The 24805-nt window shown below is 68.9% G+C and carries 12 protein-coding genes, 3 rRNA genes and 2 pseudogenes; 6 read left to right on the top strand and 11 right to left on the bottom strand.

The genetic code is table 11. From position 1 onward, the window contains the following. Positions 1-22: 22 nt before the first annotated feature. Complete coding sequence (locus GEV43_RS38730) at positions 23-1615, bottom strand: carboxyl transferase domain-containing protein (RefSeq protein WP_160825625.1); 1593 nt, start codon at positions 1613-1615, stop codon at positions 23-25. Continuing rightward, positions 1612-3498 (bottom strand): annotated as a pseudogene (locus tag GEV43_RS38725) (acyclic terpene utilization AtuA family protein). Before GEV43_RS38725 ends, GEV43_RS38730 begins: the two are co-directional and overlap by 4 nt. A 70-nt stretch (positions 3499-3568) precedes the next feature. Here GEV43_RS38725 and GEV43_RS38720 point away from each other — a divergent pair. Continuing rightward, positions 3569-4216, top strand: coding sequence for a TetR/AcrR family transcriptional regulator (locus tag GEV43_RS38720; RefSeq protein WP_160825624.1), 648 nt, complete (start codon positions 3569-3571; stop codon positions 4214-4216). Further along, positions 4174-4509 (top strand): annotated as a pseudogene (locus GEV43_RS56700) (YciI family protein); the annotation flags it as partial. The gene GEV43_RS38720 and the pseudogene GEV43_RS56700, both read left to right, overlap by 43 nt. 139 nt (positions 4510-4648) lie before the next feature. Here GEV43_RS56700 and rrf read toward each other — a convergent pair. The 3 genes from rrf to GEV43_RS38700 form a co-directional block, all read right to left on the bottom strand. Continuing rightward, a 5S ribosomal RNA gene (gene rrf, locus GEV43_RS38710) occupies positions 4649-4765 on the bottom strand. Between the two features lie 245 nt (positions 4766-5010). Continuing rightward, a 23S ribosomal RNA gene (locus tag GEV43_RS38705) occupies positions 5011-8120 on the bottom strand. Positions 8121-8672: 552 nt separating this feature from the next. Next, a 16S ribosomal RNA gene (locus GEV43_RS38700) occupies positions 8673-10191 on the bottom strand. The 16S, 23S and 5S rRNA genes sit together here, the layout of an rRNA operon. A gap of 760 nt (positions 10192-10951) precedes the next feature. Between GEV43_RS38700 and GEV43_RS38695 the strand changes: the two genes are divergently transcribed. Next, positions 10952-11635, top strand: coding sequence for a hypothetical protein (locus GEV43_RS38695; protein ID WP_241684202.1), 684 nt, complete (start codon positions 10952-10954; stop codon positions 11633-11635). A 47-nt stretch (positions 11636-11682) separates the two neighbouring features. On the opposite strand, the gene GEV43_RS38690 is transcribed toward GEV43_RS38695, so the two are convergent. The 3 genes from GEV43_RS38690 to trxA all read right to left on the bottom strand — a co-directional run bounded on the left by GEV43_RS38690 (position 11683) and on the right by trxA (position 13938). Next, a complete protein-coding gene (locus GEV43_RS38690) occupies positions 11683-12522 on the bottom strand; it encodes a putative RNA methyltransferase (protein WP_160825623.1) in 840 nt (279 codons plus the stop codon). 99 nt (positions 12523-12621) lie between these two features. After that, the gene (locus tag GEV43_RS38685) at positions 12622-13014 is read right to left on the bottom strand and encodes an Hsp20/alpha crystallin family protein (RefSeq protein ID WP_160825622.1); all 393 of its coding nucleotides are present in this window, start codon (positions 13012-13014) and stop codon (positions 12622-12624) included. A 570-nt stretch (positions 13015-13584) separates the two neighbouring features. After that, positions 13585-13938, bottom strand: coding sequence for a thioredoxin (gene trxA / locus GEV43_RS38680; protein ID WP_160825621.1), 354 nt, complete (start codon positions 13936-13938; stop codon positions 13585-13587). Positions 13939-14071: 133 nt separating this feature from the next. Between trxA and GEV43_RS38675 the strand changes: the two genes are divergently transcribed. Beyond that, positions 14072-15091 (top strand): RNA polymerase sigma factor RpoD/SigA, encoded by a 1020-nt coding sequence (locus tag GEV43_RS38675; RefSeq protein ID WP_160825620.1) that lies wholly within the window; start codon positions 14072-14074, stop codon positions 15089-15091. Between the two features lie 209 nt (positions 15092-15300). Then, the gene (locus GEV43_RS38670; RefSeq protein ID WP_309240163.1) at positions 15301-16650 is read left to right on the top strand and encodes a class II 3-deoxy-7-phosphoheptulonate synthase; all 1350 of its coding nucleotides are present in this window, start codon (positions 15301-15303) and stop codon (positions 16648-16650) included. Between the two features lie 112 nt (positions 16651-16762). On the opposite strand, the gene GEV43_RS38665 is transcribed toward GEV43_RS38670, so the two are convergent. The 3 genes from GEV43_RS38665 to GEV43_RS54265 form a co-directional block, all read right to left on the bottom strand. Next, positions 16763-17131 (bottom strand): ATP-binding protein, encoded by a 369-nt coding sequence (locus GEV43_RS38665; RefSeq protein ID WP_175250993.1) that lies wholly within the window; start codon positions 17129-17131, stop codon positions 16763-16765. A 97-nt stretch (positions 17132-17228) separates the two neighbouring features. Continuing rightward, positions 17229-17558, bottom strand: a complete 330-nt coding sequence (locus tag GEV43_RS38660; protein WP_160825618.1) for an STAS domain-containing protein — start codon at positions 17556-17558, stop codon at positions 17229-17231. A 31-nt stretch (positions 17559-17589) separates the two neighbouring features. Then, positions 17590-20109: a SpoIIE family protein phosphatase gene (locus tag GEV43_RS54265; protein WP_302931356.1), complete on the bottom strand. Its 2520-nt coding sequence runs from the start codon at positions 20107-20109 to the stop codon at positions 17590-17592. Between the two features lie 422 nt (positions 20110-20531). On the opposite strand from GEV43_RS54265, the gene GEV43_RS38645 reads away from it, so the two are divergent. Continuing rightward, the gene (locus GEV43_RS38645; RefSeq protein WP_160825617.1) at positions 20532-24770 is read left to right on the top strand and encodes a HAMP domain-containing protein; all 4239 of its coding nucleotides are present in this window, start codon (positions 20532-20534) and stop codon (positions 24768-24770) included. The last annotated feature ends 35 nt before the right edge of the window (positions 24771-24805 follow it).

Here is a 24805-nt window from a genome sequence, read left to right as displayed (position 1 = left end):
CGCCGCTGCGCCGTCCACCCGGTCACATCCGGAAGACGCCGAAGCCGTCGGCCCCGCGCACCGGCGCGTTGTGGATCACCGACAGGCACAGGCCGAGGACGGTACGGGTGTCGCGCGGGTCGATCACGCCGTCGTCGTAGAGCCGCCCGGACAGGAAGTACGGCAGCGACTCGGCCTCGATCTGCGTCTCGACCATCTCGCGCATCGCCCGGTCCTGCTCGTCGTCGTACGCCTGCCCGCGCGCCTCGGCCGCCTGCCGCGCCACGATCGACAGCACCCCGGCGAGCTGCTGCGGCCCCATCACCGCCGACTTCGCGCTCGGCCAGGCGAACAGGAACCGCGGGTCGTACGCCCGGCCGCACATGCCGTAGTTGCCCGCCCCGTACGAGGCGCCCATCACGATCGAGACGTGCGGCACCCGGCTGTTGGCCACCGCGTTGATCATCAGCGCGCCGTGCTTGATGATCCCGGCCTGCTCGTACTCCTTGCCGACCATGTAGCCGGTGGTGTTGTGCAGGAACAGCAGCGGGGTGTCGCTCTGGTTGGCGAGCTGGATGAACTGCGCCGCCTTCTGCGCCTCCTCGCCGAACAGCACGCCCTGCGCGTTCGCCAGGACCCCGATCGGGTACCCGTGCACCCGCGTCCAGCCGGTCACCAGGCTCGTCCCGTACAGCGGCTTGAACTCGTCGAACCGCGACGCGTCCGCGACCCTGGCGATCACCTCCCGCGGGTCGAACGGCGTCTTCAGGTCCTCGGGGACGATCCCGGCCAGCTCCTCGGCGTCGTACAGCGGCTCCTCGACCGGGCCCGGTGCCGGGCCCGCCTTGCGGTGGTTGAGGTTCTTGACGATCTGCCGGCCGAGCCGCAGCGCGTCCGGCTCGTCCACCGCCATGTAGTCGGCGAGGCCGGACGTGCGGGCGTGCATCTCCGCGCCGCCCAGCTCCTCGTCGTCCGCCTCCTCGCCGGTCGCCATCTTCACCAGCGGCGGCCCGCCGAGGAACACCTTGGCGCGCTCCTTCACCATGACCACGTGGTCGCACATGCCCGGGATGTACGCGCCGCCCGCCGTGGAGTTGCCGAACACCAGCGCGATCGTCGGGATCCCCGCGGCCGACAGCCGGGTCAGGTCCCGGAACATCCGCCCGCCCGGGATGAAGATCTCCTTCTGCGTCGGCAGGTCCGCGCCGCCCGACTCCACCAGGTTGATCACCGGCAGCCGGTTCTCCAGCGCGATGTCCGACGCCCGGAAGCTCTTCTTGACCGTCCACGGGTTGCTGGACCCGCCGCGCACCGTCGGGTCGTTCGCGACGATCATGCACTCGACGCCCTCCACGACGCCGATGCCCGTCACCACGCTCGCGCCGACCGGGAAGTCGCTCCCCCACGCCGCCAGCGGGCTCAGCTCCAGGAACGGCGAGTCCGGGTCCAGCAGCAGCTCGATCCGCTCCCGCGCGAGGAGCTTGCCCCGCCTGCGGTGCCGCGTGACGTACTTCTCCCCGCCGCCCTCCAGGGCCTTGGCGTGCTCGGCGTCCAGCTCCGCGACCTTCGCCAGCATCGCCGCGCGCCGTTCCCGGTACTCGGCCCCGTGCGGGTCCAGAGTGCTCTTCAGGGTCAACGGACCCCCTCCATGATCAGTTCTTCCGGAACGTCCACCAGCCGCGCCCGCAGCCACTCCCCGAGCGCCTTGCCCTGCGGATCGAACCGCGTCGAGGCCGACACCCCTCCTGGAGCAGGCCCGACACCACGAAGTTGACCGCCCGCAGATTCGGCAGCCGATACCGCGCCACGTCATGACGGCGCGTCTCCGGCAGCAACTCCCTGAACCGCTCGACGCTGAGAAACCCGTCCAGCCACCGCCACTGCGCGTCCGTACGGGCCCACACCCCGATATTGGCGTCCCCGCCCTTGTCCCCACTACGAGCCCCCACAACAACCCCCAACGCCACCCGCACGACCGCCGACTCAGCAACCACCCCCTCCGCCCCGGTCACCGAACGTCCCACTCCATCGACTTCCGCAACGCTCACGCCCCCGGTCACCGCACCACCAACCTCCACACCGCGTCCCGCTCCATCGGCCTCCGCAACGGTCACCTCCCCGACCGCCTCGCCAGTCCCCGCACCATCACCCCCATCACCTTCCACACCGCGTCCCGCTCCCGCCTCCAGAGGAACGGTGCTGGGAGCGGGCGGAATCACGCGCCGGGTGCCGTCCGGGAGTACGGCGACGTGCTCCACGACCTCATTCGGAACGTAGGCGGGCGTGTAGACGCCGTACGGGCCGCCCTTCCCCGGCGGCGACGTCATCGTGAAGCCCGGGTAGCCGGCGAGCGCCAGCTCCACGACCGCACCGCTGAACGACCGCCCGACCTTCTCCGCATCCGGATCCAGCACCGCGCACCGCAGCAGCGCGGTCCCGGCGCCCTGCGTCGCGGGGTCGGGCGCGGGCGTGCCGACGAGCGTCCACTCGACCCGCGCGGGGCGCCGGTCGCCGAACGCCGCCTCCATCCGCGCCTTGACGAGCTCGGCCTTCGCCTCCACACCGAGCCCGGTCAGCACGAACGTCATCTCGTTGCGGTGCCCGCCGAGATGATTGAGGCAGACCTTGGTGGTCGGCGGAGGAGGCGTCCCCTTCGTCCCACCGATCCGTACGCGGTCCGGGCCGTCCGCCGCGAGCTCGATCGTGTCGAACCGCGTCGTCACGTCCGGCCCCGCGTACGCCGGCCCGCCGATCTCGTACAGCAGCTGCGCCGTGACCGTCTCGACCGTGACGTTCCCGCCCGTGCCCTCGTGCTTGGTGATCACGCTGGAGCCGTCGGAACGGATCTCGGCGATCGGAAAGCCCAGCGGCTTTACGTTGTAGATCTCTTCAAAGAAGGCATAGTTGCCGCCCGTCGCCTGCGCGCCGCACTCCAGGACGTGCCCCGCGGCCGTCGCGCCCGCGAGCGCGTCCCAGTCGTCCCGCGCCCACCCGAAGTGCGCCGCGGCCGGGCCTACGACCAGCGACGCGTCCGTCACGCGCCCGGTCACCACGATGTCCGCGCCGCCCTTGAGGCACTCGGCGATCCCCCACGCCCGAGATAGGCGTTGGCGGTCAGCGGAGCCCCGTAGCGCGAGTCGTCCAGCCCTAGCTTCTCGGCGCGGCCGAGCAGGTCGTCCCCTCGACGTGCGCGATCCGGACCTCGACCCCGAGCCGTTCCGCCAGCTCCCGCAGCTTCACCGCGAGTCCCCGGGGGTTGAGGCCGCCCGCGTTGGCGACGACCTTCACGCCGCGCTCGACGGCGAGGCCGAGGGACTCCTCCATCTGCCGCAGGAACGTGGAGGCGTATCCGGCCTCGGGGTCCTTCAGGCGGCTCCGGCCGAGGATCAGCATCGTCAGCTCGGCGAGGTAGTCGCCGGTCAGGACGTCCAGCGGCCCTCCCTCCAGCATCTCCCGCACCGCGGAGAAGCGGTCGCCGTAGAAGCCCGAGGCGTTACCGACCCGCAACGGTTGGCTCATGGCCCGCAGCCTGCCAGCCCGCCGAGAAAAAATCAATCGCGCTTGATTGTTTTCCTCGGCCGACGTTTGGTTGACTGGAGGTTCCGAACGAGCCCGAGGACGACATGACCACGCAGGCCCTCCCCGCGAACCGCAGCAGGACCGGAGCCGCGCCACCCGGCGGCGGCTCCTCGAAGCGGCCGTCGACTGCCTCGCCTCCGTCGGCTGGGCGGGCACGACCGTGACGGTCGTCGCCGAACGCGCCGGCGTCTCCCGCGGCGCCGCCCAGCACCACTTCCGCACCCGCGAGGAGCTGGTCACCGCCGCCGTCGAGTACGGCTCGGACGTCCGCATGGCCCGGATGCGCGAGCACCTGGACGAGCTGGCCGGCCGGCGCCCCTCCACCCTCGACGTCGTCCTCCTGCTCGGCGAGATGTACACCAGCCCCCTCTTCCGCGCGGCGCTCCAGCTCTGGGTCGCCGCCGCGTCGGACGAGCAGCTCCGCGCCCAGGTCGCCCCCCTGGAGGCCCGCGTCGGGCGGGAGGCTCACCGCCTGACCGTCGAGGCCCTCGGCGCCGACGAGTCGGTCCCCGGCGTCCGCGAGACCGTCCAGGCCACCCTCGACCTCGTCCGCGGTCTCGGCCTGGCCGACCTGCTCACCGACGACTCGGCCCGCCGTACCCGGCTCCTCCGCCAGTGGGCCGCGACCCTCGACCTGGCCCTCGCCTCCCCGCAGTGACCCGCCCCGCCCGTCCCACGCCAGACTGTCGCGATCACCGACGTCGACCGGCACGGGGACCGGCGCCATTGCTCCATCTGCTCTTCCTGGAGTACACCAACGGCGAGCACGCCGCAGCGCCGCACATCGCGGCCCCCGTGGCGTACCCCGAACGCCACCACAGCGCGGACACTTTCCTGCTCTCAGACCAGACGGTCCCCACCTCGATGGGCGGCGTCATCATCGCGCACGGCGCCGACCGCGCGGAGGCCGAACGCATCACCCCCGAGGACCCGTTCATCCACTCCGGAGTGGCCCGCTACCGCACCACCACCGTCGATCCAGGCCGTACGCACCCGCCCTGGCCCCCTGATCAACGCCGTCCGCCAACCCGAATAACCCTTGAAAATGAGAAAGGCCCCGCCGTTACGGCGGGGCCTTTCACCATGAAGAGTCCGGCGGTGTCCTACTCTCCCACACAGTCTCCCGTGCAGTACCATCGGCGCTGAAGGGCTTAACTTCCGGGTTCGGGATGGGACCGGGTGTTTCCCCTTCGCCAAAACCACCGAACGACCAACCCCCGAACACCACCCCCAACAGGGGGGTGCGGGAAACTCTTGGCCGCCCAAGCAACAATCCGGCTCAGGCAACAACTATTCACACATCAAAAACCACACGGATCAAAGAACCCGCGAACGGGGTCTTCGGGTTCCCGGTTGTTGTTCGGGAACCACACAGGGACGCGAGCACACCAGGCGCCGACCACCCCCGATAACGGGGGCGGCGGGGTCTGTCGATTGGTTTGAACGTTGTGTGTGTTCAAGCCACTCGGCCTATTAGTACCGGTCAACTCCACACGTTACCGTGCTTCCATGTCCGGCCTATCAACCCAATGGTCTGTTGGGGGCCTTACACCCACAAAAGGGGTGGGAGAACTCATCTCGAGGAAGGCTTCCCGCTTAGATGCTTTCAGCGGTTATCCCGACCGAACGTAGCCAACCAGCCGTGCCCCTGGCGGGACAACTGGCACACCAGAGGTTCGTCCGTCCCGGTCCTCTCGTACTAGGGACAGACCCTCTCAATTCTCCTACGCGCGCAGCGGATAGGGACCGAACTGTCTCGCGACGTTCTAAACCCAGCTCGCGTGCCGCTTTAATGGGCGAACAGCCCAACCCTTGGGACCTACTCCAGCCCCAGGATGCGACGAGCCGACATCGAGGTGCCAAACCATCCCGTCGATATGGACTCTTGGGGAAGATCAGCCTGTTATCCCCGGGGTACCTTTTAGCCGTTGAGCGACACCACTTCCACACGTAGGTGCCGGATCACTAGGCCCTGCTTTCGCACCTGCTCGACATGTCTGTCTCACAGTCAAGCCCCCTTGTGCCCTTGCACTCACCACCTGATTGCCAACCAGGCTGAGGGAACCTTTGGGCGCCTCCGTTACTCTTTAGGAGGCAACCGCCCCAGTTAAACTACCCACCAGGCACTGTCCCCCACCCGGATCCACGGGTGCGGGTTAGACGCTCAAAACGACCAGAGTGGTATTTCACCAACGACTCCACCCAGACTGGCGTCTGGGCTTCACAGTCTCCCACCTATCCTACACAAGACGCTCCAAGCGCCAATGCCAAGCTGTAGTGAAGGTCCCGGGGTCTTTCCGTCCTGCTGCGCGAAACGAGCATCTTTACTCGTACTGCAATTTCGCCGGGCCTGTGGTTGAGACAGCGGGGAAGTCGTTACGCCATTCGTGCAGGTCGGAACTTACCCGACAAGGAATTTCGCTACCTTAGGATGGTTATAGTTACCACCGCCGTTTACCGGCGCTTAGATTCTCAGCCTCGAAAACCCCGAAAGAGCCTTCTAACCGGTCCTCTTAACGTTCCGGCACCGGGCAGGCGTCAGTCCGTATACAGCGTCTTACGACTTCGCACGGACCTGTGTTTTTAGTAAACAGTCGCTTCCCCCTGGCCTCTGCGACCACACCCAGCTCCGGAGGCATGCTCCATCACCGGGCCTGGTCCCCTTCTCCCAAAGTTACGGGGCAATTTGCCGAGTTCCTTAACCACAGTTCACCCGATCGCCTTGGTATTCTCTACCTGACCACCTGAGTCGGTTTGGGGTACGGGCCGCCGGTACACTCGCTAGAGGCTTTTCTCGGCAGCATGGGATCACTCACTTCACCTAAAACGGCTCGGCATCACATCTCACCCTTGATGTGCCGCGGATTTACCTACGGCACGGGCTACCTGCTTACCCCAGGACAACCACCGCCTGGGCTGAGCTACCCTCCTGCGTCACCCCATCACTCACCTACTACCCCCTCGGGTCGACCGCTAGGCCCATCCCGGTCCCGAAGGAACCAGGCGGGATTCAGGGTCTTAGCATCAGAGGGTTCAGCGTTGGCGCATACCAGCGGGTACGGGAATATCAACCCGTTGTCCATCGACTACGCCTGTCGGCCTCGCCTTAGGTCCCGACTTACCCTGGGCGGATTAGCCTGCCCCAGGAACCTTGGTCATCCGGCGCACACGTTTCTCACGCGTGATTCGCTACTCATGCCTGCATTCTCACTCCCACACCCTCCACCGCACGATCACTCGACGGCTTCACCGGACGCAGGACGCTCCCCTACCCACCCCAGCATCAGCTGGAGTGCCACGGCTTCGGCGGTGTGCTTGAGCCCGCTACATTGTCGGCGCGGAATCACTTGACCAGTGAGCTATTACGCACTCTTTCAAGGATGGCTGCTTCTAAGCCAACCTCCTGGTTGTCACGGCAACTCCACATCCTTTCCCACTTAGCACACGCTTAGGGCCTTAGCCGATGATCTGGGCTGTTTCCCTCTCGACTACGAAGCTTATCCCCCGCAGTCTCACTGCCGCGCTCTCACTTACCGGCATTCGGAGTTTGGCTGACGTCAGTAACCTTGTAGGGCCCATCAGCCATCCAGTAGCTCTACCTCCGGCAAGAAACACACGACGCTGCACCTAAATGCATTTCGGGGAGAACCAGCTATCACGGAGTTTGATTGGCCTTTCACCCCTAACCACAGGTCATCCCCCAGGTTTTCAACCCTGGTGGGTTCGGGCCTCCACACCGTCTTACCGGCGCTTCACCCTGCCCATGGCTAGATCACCCCGCTTCGGGTCTACAGCATGCGACTCAAACGCCCTATTCAGACTCGCTTTCGCTACGGCTACCCGCCACCGGTTAACCTCGCCACACACCATAACTCGCAGGCTCATTCTTCAAAAGGCACGCCATCACGAACAACACCCCAAAAAGAGTGCTGAGGACGCTCTGACGGCTTGTAGGCACACGGTTTCAGGTACTATTTCACGACCCCTCACCGGGGCACTTTTCACCTTTCCCTCACGGTACTGGTCCGCTATCGGTCATCAGGAAGTATTCAGCCTTACCACGTGGTCGTGGCAGATTCACACGGGATTTCACGGGCCCGTGCTACTCGGGACAACACCCAGGAGACAACATGATTTCGCTTACCGGACTCTCACCGTCTACGGTCGGCCATCCCAAACCGTTCAACTATCACATTGTTTTATAACTCCCCGCCAGACTGGTAGACCTGACCGGATGCTCCCACAACCCCGCACACGCAACCCCTACCAGGTATCACACGCGCACGGTTTAGGCTCCTCCGCTTTCGCTCACCACTACTCACGGAATCACTCTTGTTTTCTCTTCCTGCGGGTACTGAGATGTTTCACTTCCCCGCGTTCCCACCAACCGCCCTATACATTCAGACGGCGGCGACACCCCATGACGGGTGCCAGGTTTCCCCATTCGGAAATCCCCGGATCACAGTCTGGTTGCCGACTCCCCGAGGCATATCGCAGGCTCCCACGTCCTTCATCGGCTCCTGATGCCAAGGCATCCACCGTATGCCCTTAAAAACTTGAACACACAAAACGATCAAACAAATCGCAGACAAGACACCAGCCCCACCCGGTTCCCGCCGGCACCCGCCCCCACCACCCCAAGAAGAAAAACCCCAGGGAAGGAAAAGGGACGACCACCCGCAAGAAACGACCAGAGCCGAGTCTCGCCAGAGATGCTCGCGTCCACTGTGCAGTTCTCAAACAACAAACGAGCCCACCGAACCCCGCGCACCCATCACGGATGCGCCGCGTTCAGTCCCGTAGTCCAGAAGAAACACCCCAACCCCCTCCACCACACGACCGACGAACGACCTGTGTGTTCAAAGGGGGCTGAAGGGCCCGTTTCCTCAGGACCCAACAGCGTGCCCACCCCACCACCAGCCCGACACCGGCGACTCCCACTCCCCACACAGACCCAAAGAGTCCGCGGGGCGGTACTTGCCGGCTCACACGGGCGGTGAGCTGAATAGCCAGTGCTCCACATCTATGAGCAGCCGCCTGACAGACACGCGCTGTCAACGGCGGCCACCGACCCGGCACTCTCGCGAGCTGCCCGGCCGATTGGTGCTCCTTAGAAAGGAGGTGATCCAGCCGCACCTTCCGGTACGGCTACCTTGTTACGACTTCGTCCCAATCGCCGGCCCCACCTTCGACCGCTCCCCCCGCACAAGGCGGTTGGGCCACGGGCTTCGGGTGTTGCCGACTTTCGTGACGTGACGGGCGGTGTGTACAAGGCCCGGGAACGTATTCACCGCAGCGTTGCTGATCTGCGATTACTAGCGACTCCGACTTCACGAAGTCGAGTTGCAGACTTCGATCCGAACTGAGACCGGCTTTAAGGGATTCGCTCCACCTCACGGTATCGCAGCCCTCTGTACCGGCCATTGTAGCATGTTTGCAGCCCAAGACATAAGGGGCATGATGACTTGACGTCATCCCCACCTTCCTCCGAGTTGACCCCGGCGGTCTCCCATGAGTCCCCACCCGAAGTGCTGGCAACATGGAACGAGGGTTGCGCTCGTTGCGGGACTTAACCCAACATCTCACGACACGAGCTGACGACAGCCATGCACCACCTGTCACCGGCCCAAAAGGACCCCGCATCTCTGCGGGTTTTCCGGCGATGTCAAGCCTTGGTAAGGTTCTTCGCGTTGCGTCGAATTAAGCAACATGCTCCGCCGCTTGTGCGGGCCCCCGTCAATTCCTTTGAGTTTTAGCCTTGCGGCCGTACTCCCCAGGCGGGGCGCTTAATGCGTTAGCTACGGCGCGGAATCCGTGGAAGAACCCCACACCTAGCGCCCAACGTTTACGGCGTGGACTACCAGGGTATCTAATCCTGTTCGCTCCCCACGCTTTCGCTCCTCAGCGTCAGTACAGGCCCAGAGAACCGCCTTCGCCACCGGTGTTCCTCCCGATATCTGCGCATTTCACCGCTACACCGGGAATTCCATTCTCCCCTACCTGCCTCTAGTCTGCCCGTATCCACCGCAGACCCACAGTTAAGCTGTGGGCTTTCACGACAGACGCGACAAACCGCCTACGAGCTCTTTACGCCCAATAATTCCGGACAACGCTTGCGCCCTACGTATTACCGCGGCTGCTGGCACGTAGTTAGCCGGCGCTTCTTCTGCACCTACCGTCACTTCCGCTTCGTCGGTGCTGAAAGAGGTTTACAACCCGAAGGCCGTCATCCCCCACGCGGCGTCGCTGCGTCAGGCTTCCGCCCATTGCGCAATATTCCCCACTGCTGCCTCCCGTAGGAGTCTGGGCCGTGTCTCAGTCCCAGTGTGACCGGTCGCCCTCTCAGGCCGGTTACCCGTCGTCGCCTTGGTAGGCCATCACCCCACCAACAAGCTGATAGGCCGCGAGCCCATCCCCAACCGAAAAACTTTCCACCACCCGGCCATGCGACCAATGGTTGTATCCGGTATTAGACCCAGTTTCCCGGGCTTATCCCAGAGTCAGGGGCAGGTTGCTCACGTGTTACTCACCCGTTCGCCGCTCGAGTACCCCGAAGGGGCCTTTCCGCTCGACTTGCATGTGTTAAGCACGCCGCCAGCGTTCGTCCTGAGCCAGGATCAAACTCTCCATCAAGGCACAACGACAAGCCCAGGGGCGAACCCAGACCCGCCAAACCTCAGGAAACAATCCCAGCAAACAACCCCAAACCAACGTTCAGGGCCGTATTGCCTCAAAGAAATCCCCAACCACCAGCCAACAAACGACCGGCGGCCACGGGGCGACCCGACCCAAAAAGATCGAGCCGATAAAGGCACTGGCTTTTAACACGCTGTTGAGTTCTCAAGAAACGGACACCCACCGCGCCAGACCCACTCACGTGAGCCTCGCTCCGGGGCAACCCTTCTAACTTATCAGGATCTTCGCTCCTGTCAAGCGGATCTGGGTAGATCTTTTTGACGGTCACGAAGTTCCTGGTTCCCACGCGTCAGACGGCGACAGACCAGAGCCTGTCGAGTCGATTCGTGAGGAGTGCCCTGCGGGCCGGCCACCTTGCGGCGTCCTGCATCCCGTTTGGGCGTACCTGACCATCATACAACAGTCCGGGCAGAGCCCGAACCGTTTTTCCGAGGCCGGTTCCCCGGGGCCGTCCGCCTCTCGGCGTCCCGCATCCCTCGGGGCAGGAAGAACATTAAGGGTGGTCTCCGGACCGTCAAATCGATCCGCCGAACACCACCGGGGATGACAACGCCGTGCCGGTCCGCGGCCATTCCCTTGTGCCACAGAAACACCCCAGGTCACGCACTACGTGCGTCAGCTCACATTGCGGTACGGTTCGCCGTTAACCGGACGGCGTGCCGTGGTCGCGCGCCATCGGGACCAGGAGGGATGCCCCGTGCCCACCACCATCCGCGGTTCGGCGGAGCGTCTGGTCGTCGCCGGGACGATGGCGCCGACGATCCATGACGTCCACGCCTGGCGGTTCAAGGTCACGCCGGAGCTGATCGAGGTGCACGCCGATCCGGCCCGGTTCCGGCCGATGGACGACCCGTCCGGGCGGGGACTGCATCTGAGCTGCGGAGCCGCGCTGGTCAACCTACGGCTCGCCGCCGCGCAGCTCGGGTACGCGGCGGTGGTACGGCTGCTTCCCGATCCGGAACGGCCCGCCGTGCTCGCCGCCGCCCGGCTCGCCGGACGGCATCGCGTGACACGGTGGGAGCGGCTGCTGTACGCGGCGACGCTGCGGCCGTTCCCGTCGAACGCGTTGGTGTCGTTCGACGGGCGGGGGCGCGACGGGGTGGATTCCCGTCCTTCCCGGCGGGTGATGGACGAGCTCGCCGGCGTCGCGAAGCTCGAAGGCACGGAGCTGCACGTCCTGCCGGGGGAAGAGTCCGGATCGCGACGTGCGGTGCTCACGACCCGCGGTGACTCTCGCGCCGAATGGCTTCGGGCGGGCAGGCGTTGCAGCGTGTCCTGCTCGCGGGTACGGCTCGCTATGTCTCAACGTCGTTCATGTACGAGGTGGTCGACCTGCCTGAGGCGTCGGAGGTCCTCAGTCCGGGCGATTTCCCTCAGGTGATGCTCGAATTCACGCAGCACTCCCCCGCGCGCGTGCGTCTGCCGCAGCTACTGAAGCCGGTGGAAGACGGAGAGCACGAAGGACAACGGCACTGGGAGCGGGTCCGGTAGGGAGTCCAGGCGTTCTTGCAGCGCTTCCGCCGGAACGTGGTGCGCGCTCGGGCCCATGCCGACGAGGGTCGTGACCTCTTCGTGGGTGAGGACTGCTTCTTCTTGCAGCTCGTGACGCGAATGCAGGGTGAAGTAGCCGGCGAGGGCCGCGTCCGTACGAGCGGTCTTGCCCTCGTCCACGGACAGCAGCCCGAGCGGCTGGACCAGGGAGCCGAGATGGGACTGTCCGGGGGTCACCGTGTAGAGCGCTGCGTCGTCGCGCAGTGCGCGGTGGAACTCGGCGGCGTTGCGGGGGGCGAACACGTTCACGATGGCGTCGGCCGCGCTGTCGCGTACGGGCAACGGGCGCCACAGATCCGTCACCACTGCGCCGGCGCGGGGGTGTGAACGGGCCGCGCGTCGGGCCGCGTACTTGGAGATGTCGGCGGCCAGGCCGACTCCTTCTGGAACCTTGTCGAGTACGGCGCGCAGGTAGTGGCCCGTGCCGGCTCCCGCGTCGAGTATCCAAGCCTTGCCCCTCAGGTCGGCGGCGACTCGTTCCGCCAGGAGGGAGGTGAGCGCGTCGAAGTGACCGGCGCCGAGGAAGCGTTCGCGGGCCGTGACCATCTCGGCGGTGTCGGCCGTTCCCGGCCGCGCGTTGCCGGGGAGGAGGTTGGCGTATCCCTGCTTCGCGATGTCGAACGCGTGGCCCCGCTCGCAGCGCAGGCTCCGTTCCTCCAGTACGAGATCCGAACCGCAGACGGGGCACACGAGCTTGTCGACGACATCGGCGAGCATGGACCCATCATCGACCATGCCGGCACCGGACGGGCCACGCAGGGGCGGTCCGGTGCCTCCGCCAGGGGAGGCGTCCGACGAACGGCGCTCCGGGGTCGTTCAGCGGCGGATCGGCGTCGGCGGACGGGCGCCCGGGAGAGCGATCGCGACCTCCAGGACCCCGCTGTCGTAGCGAGTGGTCAGGCTGTCACCGTCGGCGCCGGCGGGGAGGGTCATGACCCGGCGGAACAAGCCGTACGAGATCTCCGCGCGACGGCGGCTCTTCAGAAGGTCTCGGCGGATCGCCTTGATTTCCAGGATTCCCTTGTGAACGGTGACGTCGATGTCGCGGAGCGGGTCGACGCCGGGCAGGTCGGCCCGGATGACGTAGACACCGTCCTCGACGTAGTCCTCAGCGCGGATGGGGCCGCCGGCCTGGCGGAGCCGGGCCACGGGCGCGGAGCGGACGAACGTGCGGAGTACCGAGCGGGGTGAACGCAGTTGCGCGGGCATGGCGGTCACTCCTTCCTGACGCGGTGTCGCGTCCATCGGACTCCCGTCCGGCGGCGCGGTCCAGGGCCGGAGGTCCGGGAACCCGGACGCCGGGGAAGCCGCGAAGTGAACGGGCCCGCTCCCGACGAGGGGCGATCGGTCGCAACCCGTTGCCCGATCACGTCCGCTACCGGTCAGTATCCGCCGGTCGTCCCGTTCTCCTCCGCTGCGCACCTCGCACATGCGTCCCAGGGGGCCGTACCCTCCCTCGCCATCACTCCACACCCATGACCTGCGTTTCGTCCCTTGGGAAGCGCGGGAGGGCGCGGGTCGGCTGGCCCGTCGGCGCTGTGCATGGGGGTCTCGGGCGAGGAGCTGAACTCTGGCGTTATGGCCGGGAAAGGGTGGCCTGGCGGACGGACTGGTGTTGCCCCTAGGCCAGCTCTGGGGGCGGGCTGAGCGCGGTGCGGGCGTGTCTCCGCGTGCCGGTTGCGGCATCGCGTGACGTTCGAGGGACGTCCCTCCCCCGGCATTGCGCGGGCGGCGCGGAGGCCGGGGGAATCGCGGCCCGTTCGGGGGCGTTCTAGCAGGTCACTGCTCCAGGCGGCTGCGGACGTCGTCCATGTCGAGGCCGCGGACCTGTTCGATCACGTTCTCCAGGACCGTGTCGGGCAGGGCGCCGGGCTCGGCGAAGACGATGACGCCGTCGCGGATGGCCATGAGGGTGGGGATGGACGCGATGCCGAAGCGCTCGGACAGTTCGGGCTGGGCCTCAGTGTCGACCTTGGCGAACGTGATGTCGTCGTGCTTCTCGGCGGACTTCTCGTAGATCGGCGCGAAGCGCCGGCACGGCCCGCACCAGGAGGCCCAGAAGTCGACCAGCACGATCCCCTCGCCCTGGGCCACCTCGTCGAAGTTCTCCGCGGTGAGTGTGACCGTCGCCATGTCGTTTTCTCCTCGGTCGGGGTATCAGGACGTGTAGAGCCGCTGTCAGCCTCGCAGTATTCCTGAATCGGGAATCACAGAGCGGTAATTAGACGTTGTCCTCTCAGGGAGATCGCACCGGAGAAGGGTCAGGATGGCTGCAACCCGTACCAAGGGCGACAGGGTCGACGCCCCCGACAAGGACCTTGTCGGGGCGTATCTCGACCGGATCGGCCGCACCCCCCTGCTCGACGCGCAGGAGGAGGTCGATCTGGCGAAGGCGATCGAGGGGGGCCTGTACGCCGAACAGCTTCTCGACGAGGGGACCGTGCCCGCGGGCGCGACCCGGGAGGAGCTGGAGGATCTGGCCGCGGCGGGGCTGCGCGCGAAGCAGCGTTTCGTCGAGGCCAATCTGCGCCTCGTGGTCTCGATCGCCCGCAAGTACCCGACCGACTCGTTGCCCCTCATCGACCTCATCCAAGAGGGCAATCTGGGCTTGATGCGCGCGGTGGAGAAGTTCGACTACCGCCGCGGGTTCAAGTTCTCGACCTACGCGACATGGTGGATCAGGCAGGCGATCGGGCGTGGCCTCAGCCACACCGCCCGGACGATCCGGCTGCCCGTCCACGTGGAGGAGGAGCTGTCGCGGCTGCGCCGCGCGGAGCGCCAGCTCGGCCGCGAGCTCGGCCGCGAGCCGAGCCGCGACGAGCTCGCCGCCTCGCTCGGCGCCGAGCCCGAGCACGTCGACGAGCTGCTGCGCTGGCGGCGCGACCCGGCCAGCCTGGACGCGACCGTGGACGAGGCGGGCGAGACGCCGATGGGCGACCTGCTGGAGGACCCCGAGGCCGTGACGCCCGAGGCGGAGATCCTCGCGCTGGACGACATCGAGGGCCTGGTCAGGCTGCTCGACCGCCTGCCGGAACGGGAGGCGGCGATCGTCCGGGCCCGGTTCGGCATGGACAACGGGCAGCCGCTGTCGTACGCCCAGATCGGCGCCCGCTACGGCCTCAGCCACAACCGGGTCCGCCAGATCACCGACCGGTCGCTGCGGCGGCTCAGGCAGCTCGCCACCGAGACCGACCTCAGCGGCCGCCGGGCGCTCGCGGGCGCGCACATGCCCGTCCCGGACGAGGCTGAGCGCACCCCGGCCGCGGCCGGCAGCCGCGCCGCCTGACGGCGGACGCGAACGAACGAAGGCCGGGCGGCCCCCACCGCCCGGCCTCGCGCTTTCCAGGCCGAATCCGCGTCTCGATTCCGCCGCGCTTCTGTCGCGGTTGCGTCGCGTTTCCGGTCACGCGGGCTCGATCGCGTGCGTCTGGGCTGCTGCGCCGGAGCTGTACCGATAGTGCCGCCGGGGGCGCGGGTGCCATAGCCTTGTCGACCGTGAGTACATCCAGCGTCACGGGAGATTTGGACGCATGGCGCGCCCTCCCCGCCCTCCAGCAACCCGATTGGGACGACCCCGCAGAGGTACGGGCGGTCACGGCGGAACTGGCCGCCCAGCCGCCGCTCGTGTTCGCGGGCGAGTGCGAGCTGCTCAAGGGGCGCCTCGCCGAGGTCACGCGCGGTGAGGCGTTCGTCCTCCAGGGGGGCGACTGCGCCGAGACGTTCGCGGGTTCGACGGCCGACGCCGTCCGCAACAAGCTGAAGACCCTGCTGCAGATGGCGGTGGTGCTCACGTACGCCGCCAGCGTGCCGGTCGTGAAGATCGGGCGGATGGCGGGCCAGTTCGCCAAGCCGCGGTCGAAGCCGGTGGAGACGCGGGGCGGCGTGGAGCTGCCGGCCTACCGGGGCGACGCGGTGAACGGCTTCGACTTCACCGAGGAGTCGCGGAGGAACGACCCGCAGCGGCTGCTGAAGGCGTACCACTGCTCGGCGGTCACGCTGAACCTCTGCCGGGCGTTCACCAAGGGCGGGTACGCCGACCTGCGGCAGGTGCACGCCTGGAACCAGGACTTCGTCGCGCAGAGCCCGGCCGGGCGCCGCTACGAGCAGGTGGCCGGGGAGATCGACCGGGCGCTGACGTTCATGAAGGCGTGCGGGGCCAACCCGGACGAGTTCCACGGGGTGGAGTTCTACTCCAGCCACGAGGCGCTGCTGCTGGAGTACGAGCGGGCGCTGACCCGGATCGACAGCCTCAGCGGCAGGCCGTACGACGTGTCGGCGCACTTCCTGTGGCTCGGGGAGCGGACGCGGCAGCTCGACGGGGCGCACGTGGAGTTCCTGCGGCACATCCGCAACCCGATCGGGGTGAAGCTCGGCCCGACGACGTCCGCCGACGACGCGCTGGCGCTGATCGAGCGGCTCAACCCCGAGGGCGAGCCGGGACGGCTGACGTTCATCACCCGGATGGGCGCGGGCAAGATCAGGGACGCGCTGCCGCCGCTGATCGAGAAGGTGCACCGCAGCGGCGCGCCGATCGCCTGGGTGTGCGACCCGATGCACGGCAACACGTTCGAGGCGCCGAGCGGGCACAAGACGCGCAGGCTCGACGCGGTGCTGGACGAGGTCGCGGGCTTCTTCGAGGTGCACCGGGCGCTCGGGACGCATCCGGGCGGCATTCACATCGAGTTCACCGGCGACGACGTCACCGAGTGCGTGGGCGGCGGCCGTCCGATCGTGGAGGACGACCTGCACCAGCGTTACGAGACGGCCTGCGACCCGCGCCTCAACCGCGGGCAGTCGCTCGACCTGGCGTTCATGGTGGCGGAGCTGTACCGCGAGACGCGCTGACCCGCTCCCCCGGCCCGACGTGCGAGAGCCCCGCTCCCGGTCCCCTCAGGAACCGGTGCGGGGCTCTTCCGCTCCGGCGGCCGGGCGCGTCCGCCGGGCCGTCCGGGTGGGGTCAGATGGTCACTTCGGCCCAGACGACCTTCCCGCCGTTGACCGGGTCGGCGCCCCAGGAGGACGCGAAGCGGTCGACGATGAACAGGCCGCGGTGCGACTCGTCGAGGGGGCCGGGGACGGTGAGGCGCGGCAGCTGCGCCGCGCGGTCGCGGACCTCGACGCGGATGCGGCCCTGGTTGCGTACGAGGCGCAGCTCCAGGGCCGTGCCCGCGTGCCGTACGGCGTTGGCGACGAGCTCGGCCACGATGGCGGTGACGAGCTCCTCGCGTTCCATCAGCGCCCAGGTGCGCATCGTGCGGGCGGCGAGGCGGCGGGCGTACTCGACCGCCTCGGTCTGCGGCGCGGCCCGCAGAGTGGTCTCGGTCATGGGCCCGGTCACCTCGCCTTGTCGCCGTTCCGGTCGGTGCCGCGGTGGCGGGCTGCGGCGTCGCGGGCGTGGGGGCCGTCCGGGAGGGGGAGCCGCATCAGCTCACGCCCTCCCCGGCGGCTCCGCCGATCAGGAATCTGTCGAGTCCCGTGGTGCGCAGGACGTTCTCGACGCGGCCGTAGGCGCCGGTGACGGTCAGTGTGGCGTTCTGGGCCCGCGCGTGCTTGTAGGCGCGGACGAGGACGTTGAGGCCGGAGGAGTCGCAGAAGTCGACCGCCGTCAAGTCGACCACGACCTCGCGCTCTCCCCCGTCGACCAGCTCGGCCAGCCGCGACCGTAGCTCGTCGGAGGAATGCAGGTCGATCGAGCCGCGCGCGGCGATCGTCGCGCGGCCGTCCTGTCGTGTCGTGTGCAAGGCAAGCCCCACGCCACCCCACCTTACCGATTGTCGGGCTCCATCATGAAGCCCGGAGAACTATCAGGGCAACGTCGTCGTTCGAGGGTTCGGGTCCGAAGTCGCGGACGGCCCGCTGGATCCGGGCGGCCACCGCGCCCGCGCTGAGGCCGGTGCAGCCGGCCAGGAGCTTCTCCAGGCCGTGGCCGTCGCCGAGCAGCCTGGCGCCGTCGCGCCGCTCGGTGACGCCGTCGGTCACGCACAGCAGCACCTCGCCGCGCCGCAACTGGACGGTGTCGGTGTGGAAGTCCACGCCGTCGAACACTCCGAGCAGCGGCTGCGGGGACGCCGCCTCCCGCACCCCGCCGTCGGGGTCGAGCACCAGCGGCGGCGGGTGGCCCGCGCTGGTGAGCCTGATCGTCACGCCGTCCCGGCGCGGCCTCGCGGTGATCTCCCCGTGCAGCAGGGTCAGCAGGCGGCCCCGCTCGCCCTCGCCGAGGATCAGCCGGTTGAGGCGGGTCAGCACCTCGGGGACGGACATGTCCTCGGCCGACAGGATCCGCAGGGCGTGCCGGGCGAGGCCGGTGACGGCGGCGGCCTCGGGGCCGGTGCCGCACACGTCGCCGATCGCGAACCGCCAGCGGGACGCGGGCGTCGGCGTCGCCGGGCCGCCCGCGGTGTCGAACACGTCGTAGAAGTCGCCGCCGACCTCGCTGCCCTCGCCCGCCGGCTCGTACACCACCGCGACCTCCAGGCCGGGGATGTCGGGGATGGCGGGCGGCAGGAGGCTGCGCTGGAGGGCGCTGCTCATGGCGGTCTGCGCGGAGAACAGGCGGGCGTTGTCGACGGCGAGGGCGGCGCGGCGGCTCAGCTCCTCGGCCAGCTCGACGGCGCTGCGCGGGAACCGGTCGCCGGCGGGGCGGCCGATGACGATCACGCCGATGCGGCGGCCGCGGGCGATCAGGGGGAACGCGTACGCCTGGTCGGTGGCGGTGGGCCCGGCGGCGGCGCGGATCTCCTCGGGCGCGGTGCCGGGGCCGTTCCAGGGGCCGGGGTCGTCGGTCGGGGGGCCGACGTCGGCGTGGGCGAGCAGCTCGCGCAGCGCGTCGGAACGGGTCTCGTCGGCGTGCCAGACGTAGGCGAGGTCGGCCTTGCCGGAGTCGCCGACGGTGTAGACGGCGCACCAGGTGGCGAGGCGCGGGACGACGAGCTGGGCGACCAGGGCCATGGTGCGCTCCTGGTCGAGGGTGCCGGCGAGCAGGTCGCTGGCCTCGGCGACGAAGCTCAGCCAGCCGCGCCAGGACCGTTCCAGCTCGCCCACCCTGGCCTTCTCCAAGGAGAGCGACATCTCGTCGGCCAGGCGGCCGAGCCGTACGCCGTCGGCCGCGTCGAACCGTCCGGGGGCGGACGAGACGGCGACGAGCAGGCCGGTGAGGCGGCCCTGCGACTCCAGCGGGGCGGCGGCGAGCGAGCGGGCCTTCAGCGCGGCGGCGATCGGGTCGGAGGTGTCGGACGAGACCCAGGGCGAGCCGGCGCGGGCGTCGGGGCCGAGGCTGACGACCGACAGCTCGCCGAGGGAGCGCTCCCCCGCCGTGCCGGACGACGCGCCCATGATCAGCCGTCCGTCGCGCTCGGTCAGCAGGACGGCGGCGCCCTCGGCGTCGAGGACCTCGCGGACCGAGCCGACCGCGTCCTCCAGGGACTCGCGGGCCGCCGGGGACCGCAGCAGCCGGTCGCCGGCGGCGGGGACCTCGGCGGCGCCCTCGGCGGCCGTCCGCGCCTCGCCGCCCATGGTCGGGTCGCCGCCGTCCATGCGTCCCTCGACGGTCATGCGGCCGTCGCCCGCGGTCTCGCCGAACTCACCGGCGCGCAGGTCGGGGCGGCGGGCCGAGGCGGCCTGCGCTGCGGCGGCCTGCGCGGCGGCCGCTCGGGACTGCGCGGCTCGTGCCTGGGCTCCGTGCGGGGCGATGCCGTTGCCCTCCGGCGTACGGACGTCGCGGACGTCGGGGACCTCGCCGGTCTCGGCCGTCTCGGACGCCGCGGCGGCGCCGATGGGGTCGGCCGCCTCGAACGCCTCGATGGTCTCATCGATGTCGACCGGCCCGCCGGTCTCGCCGGTCTCGGCGGGGCCCTCTTCGAGTCTCGGGGAGTCGGGGGAAACGGCCTCCGCGTCGTCCGCGCCGTCGCCGGGCGCCGCGCCATCGGACGGGGCGGGCTGCGGCAGCCGGAACCAGACGCCCTTGCTCCGCTTGTCGTACGAGACGCCCCAGGAGTCGGCGAGGCGGGCGATGGACGGCAGGCCCCGGCCGCTGGAGGCGGTCACGCCGGGCATCTCGATGGCGCGGGTGGGGTGCAGGTCGCGGACCTCGACCTGGATCTCGCCGGCGGTCAGGCGGCAGGAGACCTCGAACGACGTGCCGGCGTAGGCGATGGCGTTGGTGGCGAGCTCGCTGGTGGCGAGGACGGCGTCGTCGATCGCCTCGTCCATGTCCCAGTCGGCCAGCACCCGCCTGACGAAGCGGCGCGCGTCCGCCACCGCGGTGGCGACGGACGGGAAGGTGGCCGACACCGTCTGCCGATCCAACAGTCGTCCCTCATTCGAAGCGTTCGTTTCCGAAATACCCGGGCCTGGCTATCGTGACAGACTGGCCGTCCGGTCGGCCAGGCGAGCAGGGCCCGCGGGCCGCGTGGAGTGCGCGGAGCCGCGGCCGGGTATCTGCCGGTTGACCTGCGGACGAGCCGTGCGCCCGGCCGCCGGGGCGGGCGGGTCCCGCCGGATGGGAGGGGCCGTCCGGAACCGGGGTCGAACGGGCCCGCCGTCACAACACGACAGACCGTAACACGAAGGCTACAAGCCCGGGGACGGGGAGGTCACGGCCCCGTCCGCCCCCGTCGCGGGCGGATTCGCCGCCCCGCGGCGACGTAGAGTACTGATGCGGCCCGAAGAACCAAGGTGTCCGTGGATTCCGGGCGCCCCACCATCGCGGGCCAGGAGGATGGAACAGCATGCCCCGTACCGCGTCTCGTGCCCGCCACAACGGAGGCGGGTCCCGCGACACCACTCCGCGCTACAGCGACGCCGACCTGGAACCGCTGCTCAGGGCACTGGCGGCGGTGCGGGACGGCAAGGCGCGCGGCGAGCTGAACGTGCCCGGCGAGGGGTCGGTCGCGGAGGCCGCCGGGATCCTGGAGGAGATCCGGGACAACGCCGACCAGGTCACGACCGGGCTGAGCCGGATCAGGCGGGAGATCGGCCGGGAGGGCCAGCTCCAGGGGCGGCTGACGCCCGGCGCGCTGCGCGGGACGTGGGCGACGGCGGTGGAGGACTGCAACGCCATCCTCGACAAGCTGACCGATCTCGCGGTCGGGATGTCCAAGGTGGTGGAGGCGGTCGCGGCGGGCGACCTCGGCCAGCGGGTGGAGCTGCGGGTCCGGGGCCGTCCCATGCGGGGCGAGCTGCTGCGGATGGCGAAGTCGGTCAACGGCATGGTGGAGCTGCTGGACCACTTCACGTGGGAGGTCACCCAGTTCGCCCGGGAGGTCGGCACCGAGGGGCGGCTCGGCGGGCAGGCGTCCGGGCGCGGGATGACGGGCCGCTGGCGGGACGTCAACGCGGCGGTGAACGTGATGGCGAGCCGGCTGACCGCGCAGGTCCGCGACATCGCCGACGTGACGACGGCGGTCGCCAAGGGCGACCTGACGCGCAAGGTGACGGTCGAGGCGACCGGCGAGCTCCAGGAGCTGAAGCTGACCGTCAACACGATGGTCGACCAGCTCTCGGGGTTCGCCGACGAGGTGACGCGGGTGGCCCGCGAGGTCGGCACCGAGGGGCAGCTCGGCGGGCAGGCCAACGTCCGCGGCGTGAGCGGGGTCTGGAAGGACCTGACCGACAACGTCAACGCGATGGCCAACAACCTGACCTACCAGGTCCGCAACATCGCGCAGGTGACGACCGCGGTCGCGGACGGCGACCTGGGCAAGAAGATCACGGTGGACGCGCAGGGCGAGATCCTCCAGCTCAAGCTGACCGTGAACCAGATGGTCGACACGCTGTCGGCGTTCGCCGACGAGGTGACCCGCGTCGCGCGGGAGGTCGGCACCGAGGGGCGGCTCGGCGGGCAGGCGCGGGTGCCGGGCGGCAGCGGCGTGTGGAAGGACCTGACCAACAACGTCAACGGGATGGCGTCCAACCTGACCTACCAGGTCCGCAACATCGCGCAGGTGACGACCGCGGTCGCGCAGGGCGACCTGACCAAGAAGATCACGGTCGACGCGCAGGGCGAGATCCTCCAGCTCAAGGACACCGTCAACACGATGGTCGACACGCTGTCGGCGTTCGCCGACGAGGTGACCCGCGTGGCGCGCGAGGTCGGCACGGAGGGACGGCTCGGCGGCCAGGCGAAGGTGCACGGCGTCAGCGGGGTCTGGAAGGACCTCACCGAGAACGTCAACTCGATGGCCAACAACCTGACCCTCCAGGTGCGCGGGATCGCGCAGGTCACCACGGCCGTCGCGCAGGGCGACCTGACCAAGAAGATCGCCGTGGACGCGCAGGGCGAGATCCTCCAGGTGAAGGACACCATCAACACGATGGTCGACACGCTGTCGGCGTTCGCCGACGAGGTCAGCCGGGTGGCCCGCGAGGTCGGCACCGAGGGGCGGCTCGGCGGCCAGGCGATCGTGCCGGGCGCGGGCGGCATGTGGAAGGACCTCACCGACAACGTCAACGGGATGGCGTCCAACCTGACCTACCAGGTCCGCAACATCGCGCAGGTCGCGACGGCGGTCGCGCACGGCGACCTGACCCGCCGCATCGACGTGAACGCGCAGGGCGAGATCCTGGAGCTGAAGACGACGCTGAACACGATGGTCGACACGCTGTCGTCGTTCGCCTCGGAGGTCACCCGGGTGGCCCGCGAGGTCGGCAGCGAGGGGCGGCTCGGCGGGCAGGCCGAGGTCGAGGGCGTGTCGGGCACGTGGAAGCGGCTGACCGAGAGCGTGAACGAGCTGGCCGGCAACCTGACCACGCAGGTCCGCGCGATCGGCGAGGTGGCGAGCGCGGTCGCGACCGGCGACCTGACCCGCACCATCACGGTGGAGGCGCGCGGGGAGGTCGCCGAGCTGTCCGACAACGTCAACCTGATGGTCGCGACGCTGCGGGAGACGACCCGGGCCAACGAGGAGCAGGACTGGCTCAAGACCAACCTGGCCCGGATCGGCGGGCTGATGCAGGGCCACCGCGACCTGATGCAGGTGGCGGAGCTGATCATGCGGGAGCTGACGCCGACGGCGAGCGCGCAGTACGGGGCGTTCTACCTGGCCGAGAACTCCGGCGACGAGACCGAGCTGGTGCTGATCGCCGGGTACGGGAGCCGCCGGCACCGGACCGGGACGGTGCGGTTCGCGCTCGGCGAGGGCCTGGTGGGGCAGGCCGCGCAGGAGCGCCGCACGATCCTGATCGGCGAGGCGCCGTCCGACTACGTCAAGGTCGGGTCGGGGCTCGGCGAGGCGTCCCCGGTCAACATCATCGTGCTGCCGATCGTGTTCGAGGACGCGGTGCTGGGCGCGATCGAGCTGGCGTCGTTCGGCCGGTTCACCGACGTGCACCTGGCGTTCTTCAGCCAGCTGATCGAGACGATCGGGGTCACGCTCAACGCGATCAGCGCCAACACCCGCACCGAGGCGCTGCTCGCGGAGTCGCAGCGGCTCGCGCAGGAGCTCCAGGAGCGGTCGGACGAGTTGCAGCGGCAGCAGGGCGAGCTGCGGCACTCCAACACCGAGCTGGAGGAGAAGGCGGCGCTGCTCGCCCAGCAGAACCGCGCGATCGAGATCCAGAACTTCCAGATCGAGCAGGCCCGGCGGACGCTGGAGGAGCGCGCCGAGCAGCTCGCGATCTCCTCGCGCTACAAGTCGGAGTTCCTGGCCAACATGTCGCACGAGCTGCGCACGCCGCTCAACAGCCTGCTGGTGCTGGCCAAGCTGCTGTCGGAGAACCCGGGCGGCAACCTGACCGACAAGCAGGTGGAGTTCGCGCGGACGATCCACGACTCGGGCACCGACCTGCTGGAGCTGATCAACGACATCCTGGACCTGGCGAAGGTCGAGGCCGGGAAGATGGAGCTGCACCCGCAGCGGCTGCCGGTGCAGTCGCTGGTCGACTACGTCGAGGCGACGTTCCGTCCGCTGGTGGTCGACAAGGGCCTCGCCTTCGCGGTGGAGGTCGCGCCGGACGTGCCGGCGACGCTGCACACCGACGAGCAGCGGCTCCAGCAGGTGCTGCGCAACCTGCTGTCGAACGCGGTGAAGTTCACCGGCGAGGGCGAGGTGCGGCTGCTCATCGAGCGGGCCGGAGAGATCGACTTCACGCTGCCGGTGCTGTGGAACACCGCGGACGTGATCGCGTTCCGGGTGATCGACACCGGCATCGGGGTGAGCGCCGACAAGCTCCAGGTGATCTTCGAGGCGTTCCAGCAGGCGGACGGGACGACCAGCCGCCGCTACGGCGGCACCGGGCTCGGCCTGTCGATCAGCCGCAACATCGCGCGGCTGCTCGGCGGCGAGATCCACGCCGAGAGCGAGCCGGGGAACGGCAGCGTGTTCACGCTGTTCCTGCCCGCCCAGTACAGCGAGCCCGACGGCCGGCGGCGCGCGGCGCTGCCCGGCGGCGAGGCGGCCCCGGGGGCGGAGGCCGGGGGCGCGGCCGGCCCGGTCCGCGGCTCGCGCGGCGGCGCGGGGCCGGAGGCGGTGGGGGCGGTGCTGCCCGCCGACCGGCCGTCGCGGGCGAGCCGTTCCCGCAACGGCGAGCAGAACCTGAACGGGCTGCTGGAGGAGCCGCCCGCCGACTTCCTCGACACGGTCCTGTCGGGCCGCAAGGTCCTCATCGTCGACGACGACGTCCGCAACGTGTTCGCGCTCACCAGCGTGCTGGAGGGGTACGGCATGGACGTGCTGTACGCCGAGGACGGGCAGGCGGGGATCGACGTCCTGCACCGCAACCCGGACGTGGCGCTGGTGCTGATGGACGTGATGATGCCGGGCCTGGACGGCTACGCGACGACCGCGGCGATCCGGGAGATGCCGCAGTTCGCCGAGCTGCCGATCATCGTCATCACGGCGAAGGTGATGAAGGGCGACCGGGAGAAGAGCCTGGAGTCCGGCGCGTCGGACTACGTCCCGAAGCCCGTCGACGTGGACCATCTCCTTGACGTCATGCGGAACTGGCTGCAACCCTCCATCGTCCGCTGAGGTAGGGGAGGCGACGGGGCAGTAGGGTCGCGGTG

It is taken from the genome of Actinomadura sp. J1-007, from assembly GCF_009793335.1.
Taxonomy (GTDB): domain Bacteria; phylum Actinomycetota; class Actinomycetes; order Streptosporangiales; family Streptosporangiaceae; genus Spirillospora; species Spirillospora yumaensis.
Note: the sequence above shows the minus strand (reverse complement) of the source record. Positions and strands in the feature narration are given on the sequence as shown.

What these genes read in the sequence shown, in the direction of transcription:
- GEV43_RS38690 (WP_160825623.1), bottom strand. Translation starts at nt 12,522, where the DNA reads ATGCTCGCCGATGTCGTCGACAAGCTCGTGTGCCCCGTCTGCGGTTCG.
- GEV43_RS38685 (WP_160825622.1), bottom strand. Translation starts at nt 13,014, where the DNA reads ATGCCCGCGCAACTGCGTTCACCCCGCTCGGTACTCCGCACGTTCGTC.
- trxA (WP_160825621.1), bottom strand. Translation starts at nt 13,938, where the DNA reads ATGGCGACGGTCACACTCACCGCGGAGAACTTCGACGAGGTGGCCCAG.
- GEV43_RS38675 (WP_160825620.1), top strand. Translation starts at nt 14,072, where the DNA reads ATGGCTGCAACCCGTACCAAGGGCGACAGGGTCGACGCCCCCGACAAG.
- GEV43_RS38665 (WP_175250993.1), bottom strand. Translation starts at nt 17,131, where the DNA reads ATGACCGAGACCACTCTGCGGGCCGCGCCGCAGACCGAGGCGGTCGAG.
- GEV43_RS38645 (WP_160825617.1), top strand. Translation starts at nt 20,532, where the DNA reads ATGCCCCGTACCGCGTCTCGTGCCCGCCACAACGGAGGCGGGTCCCGC.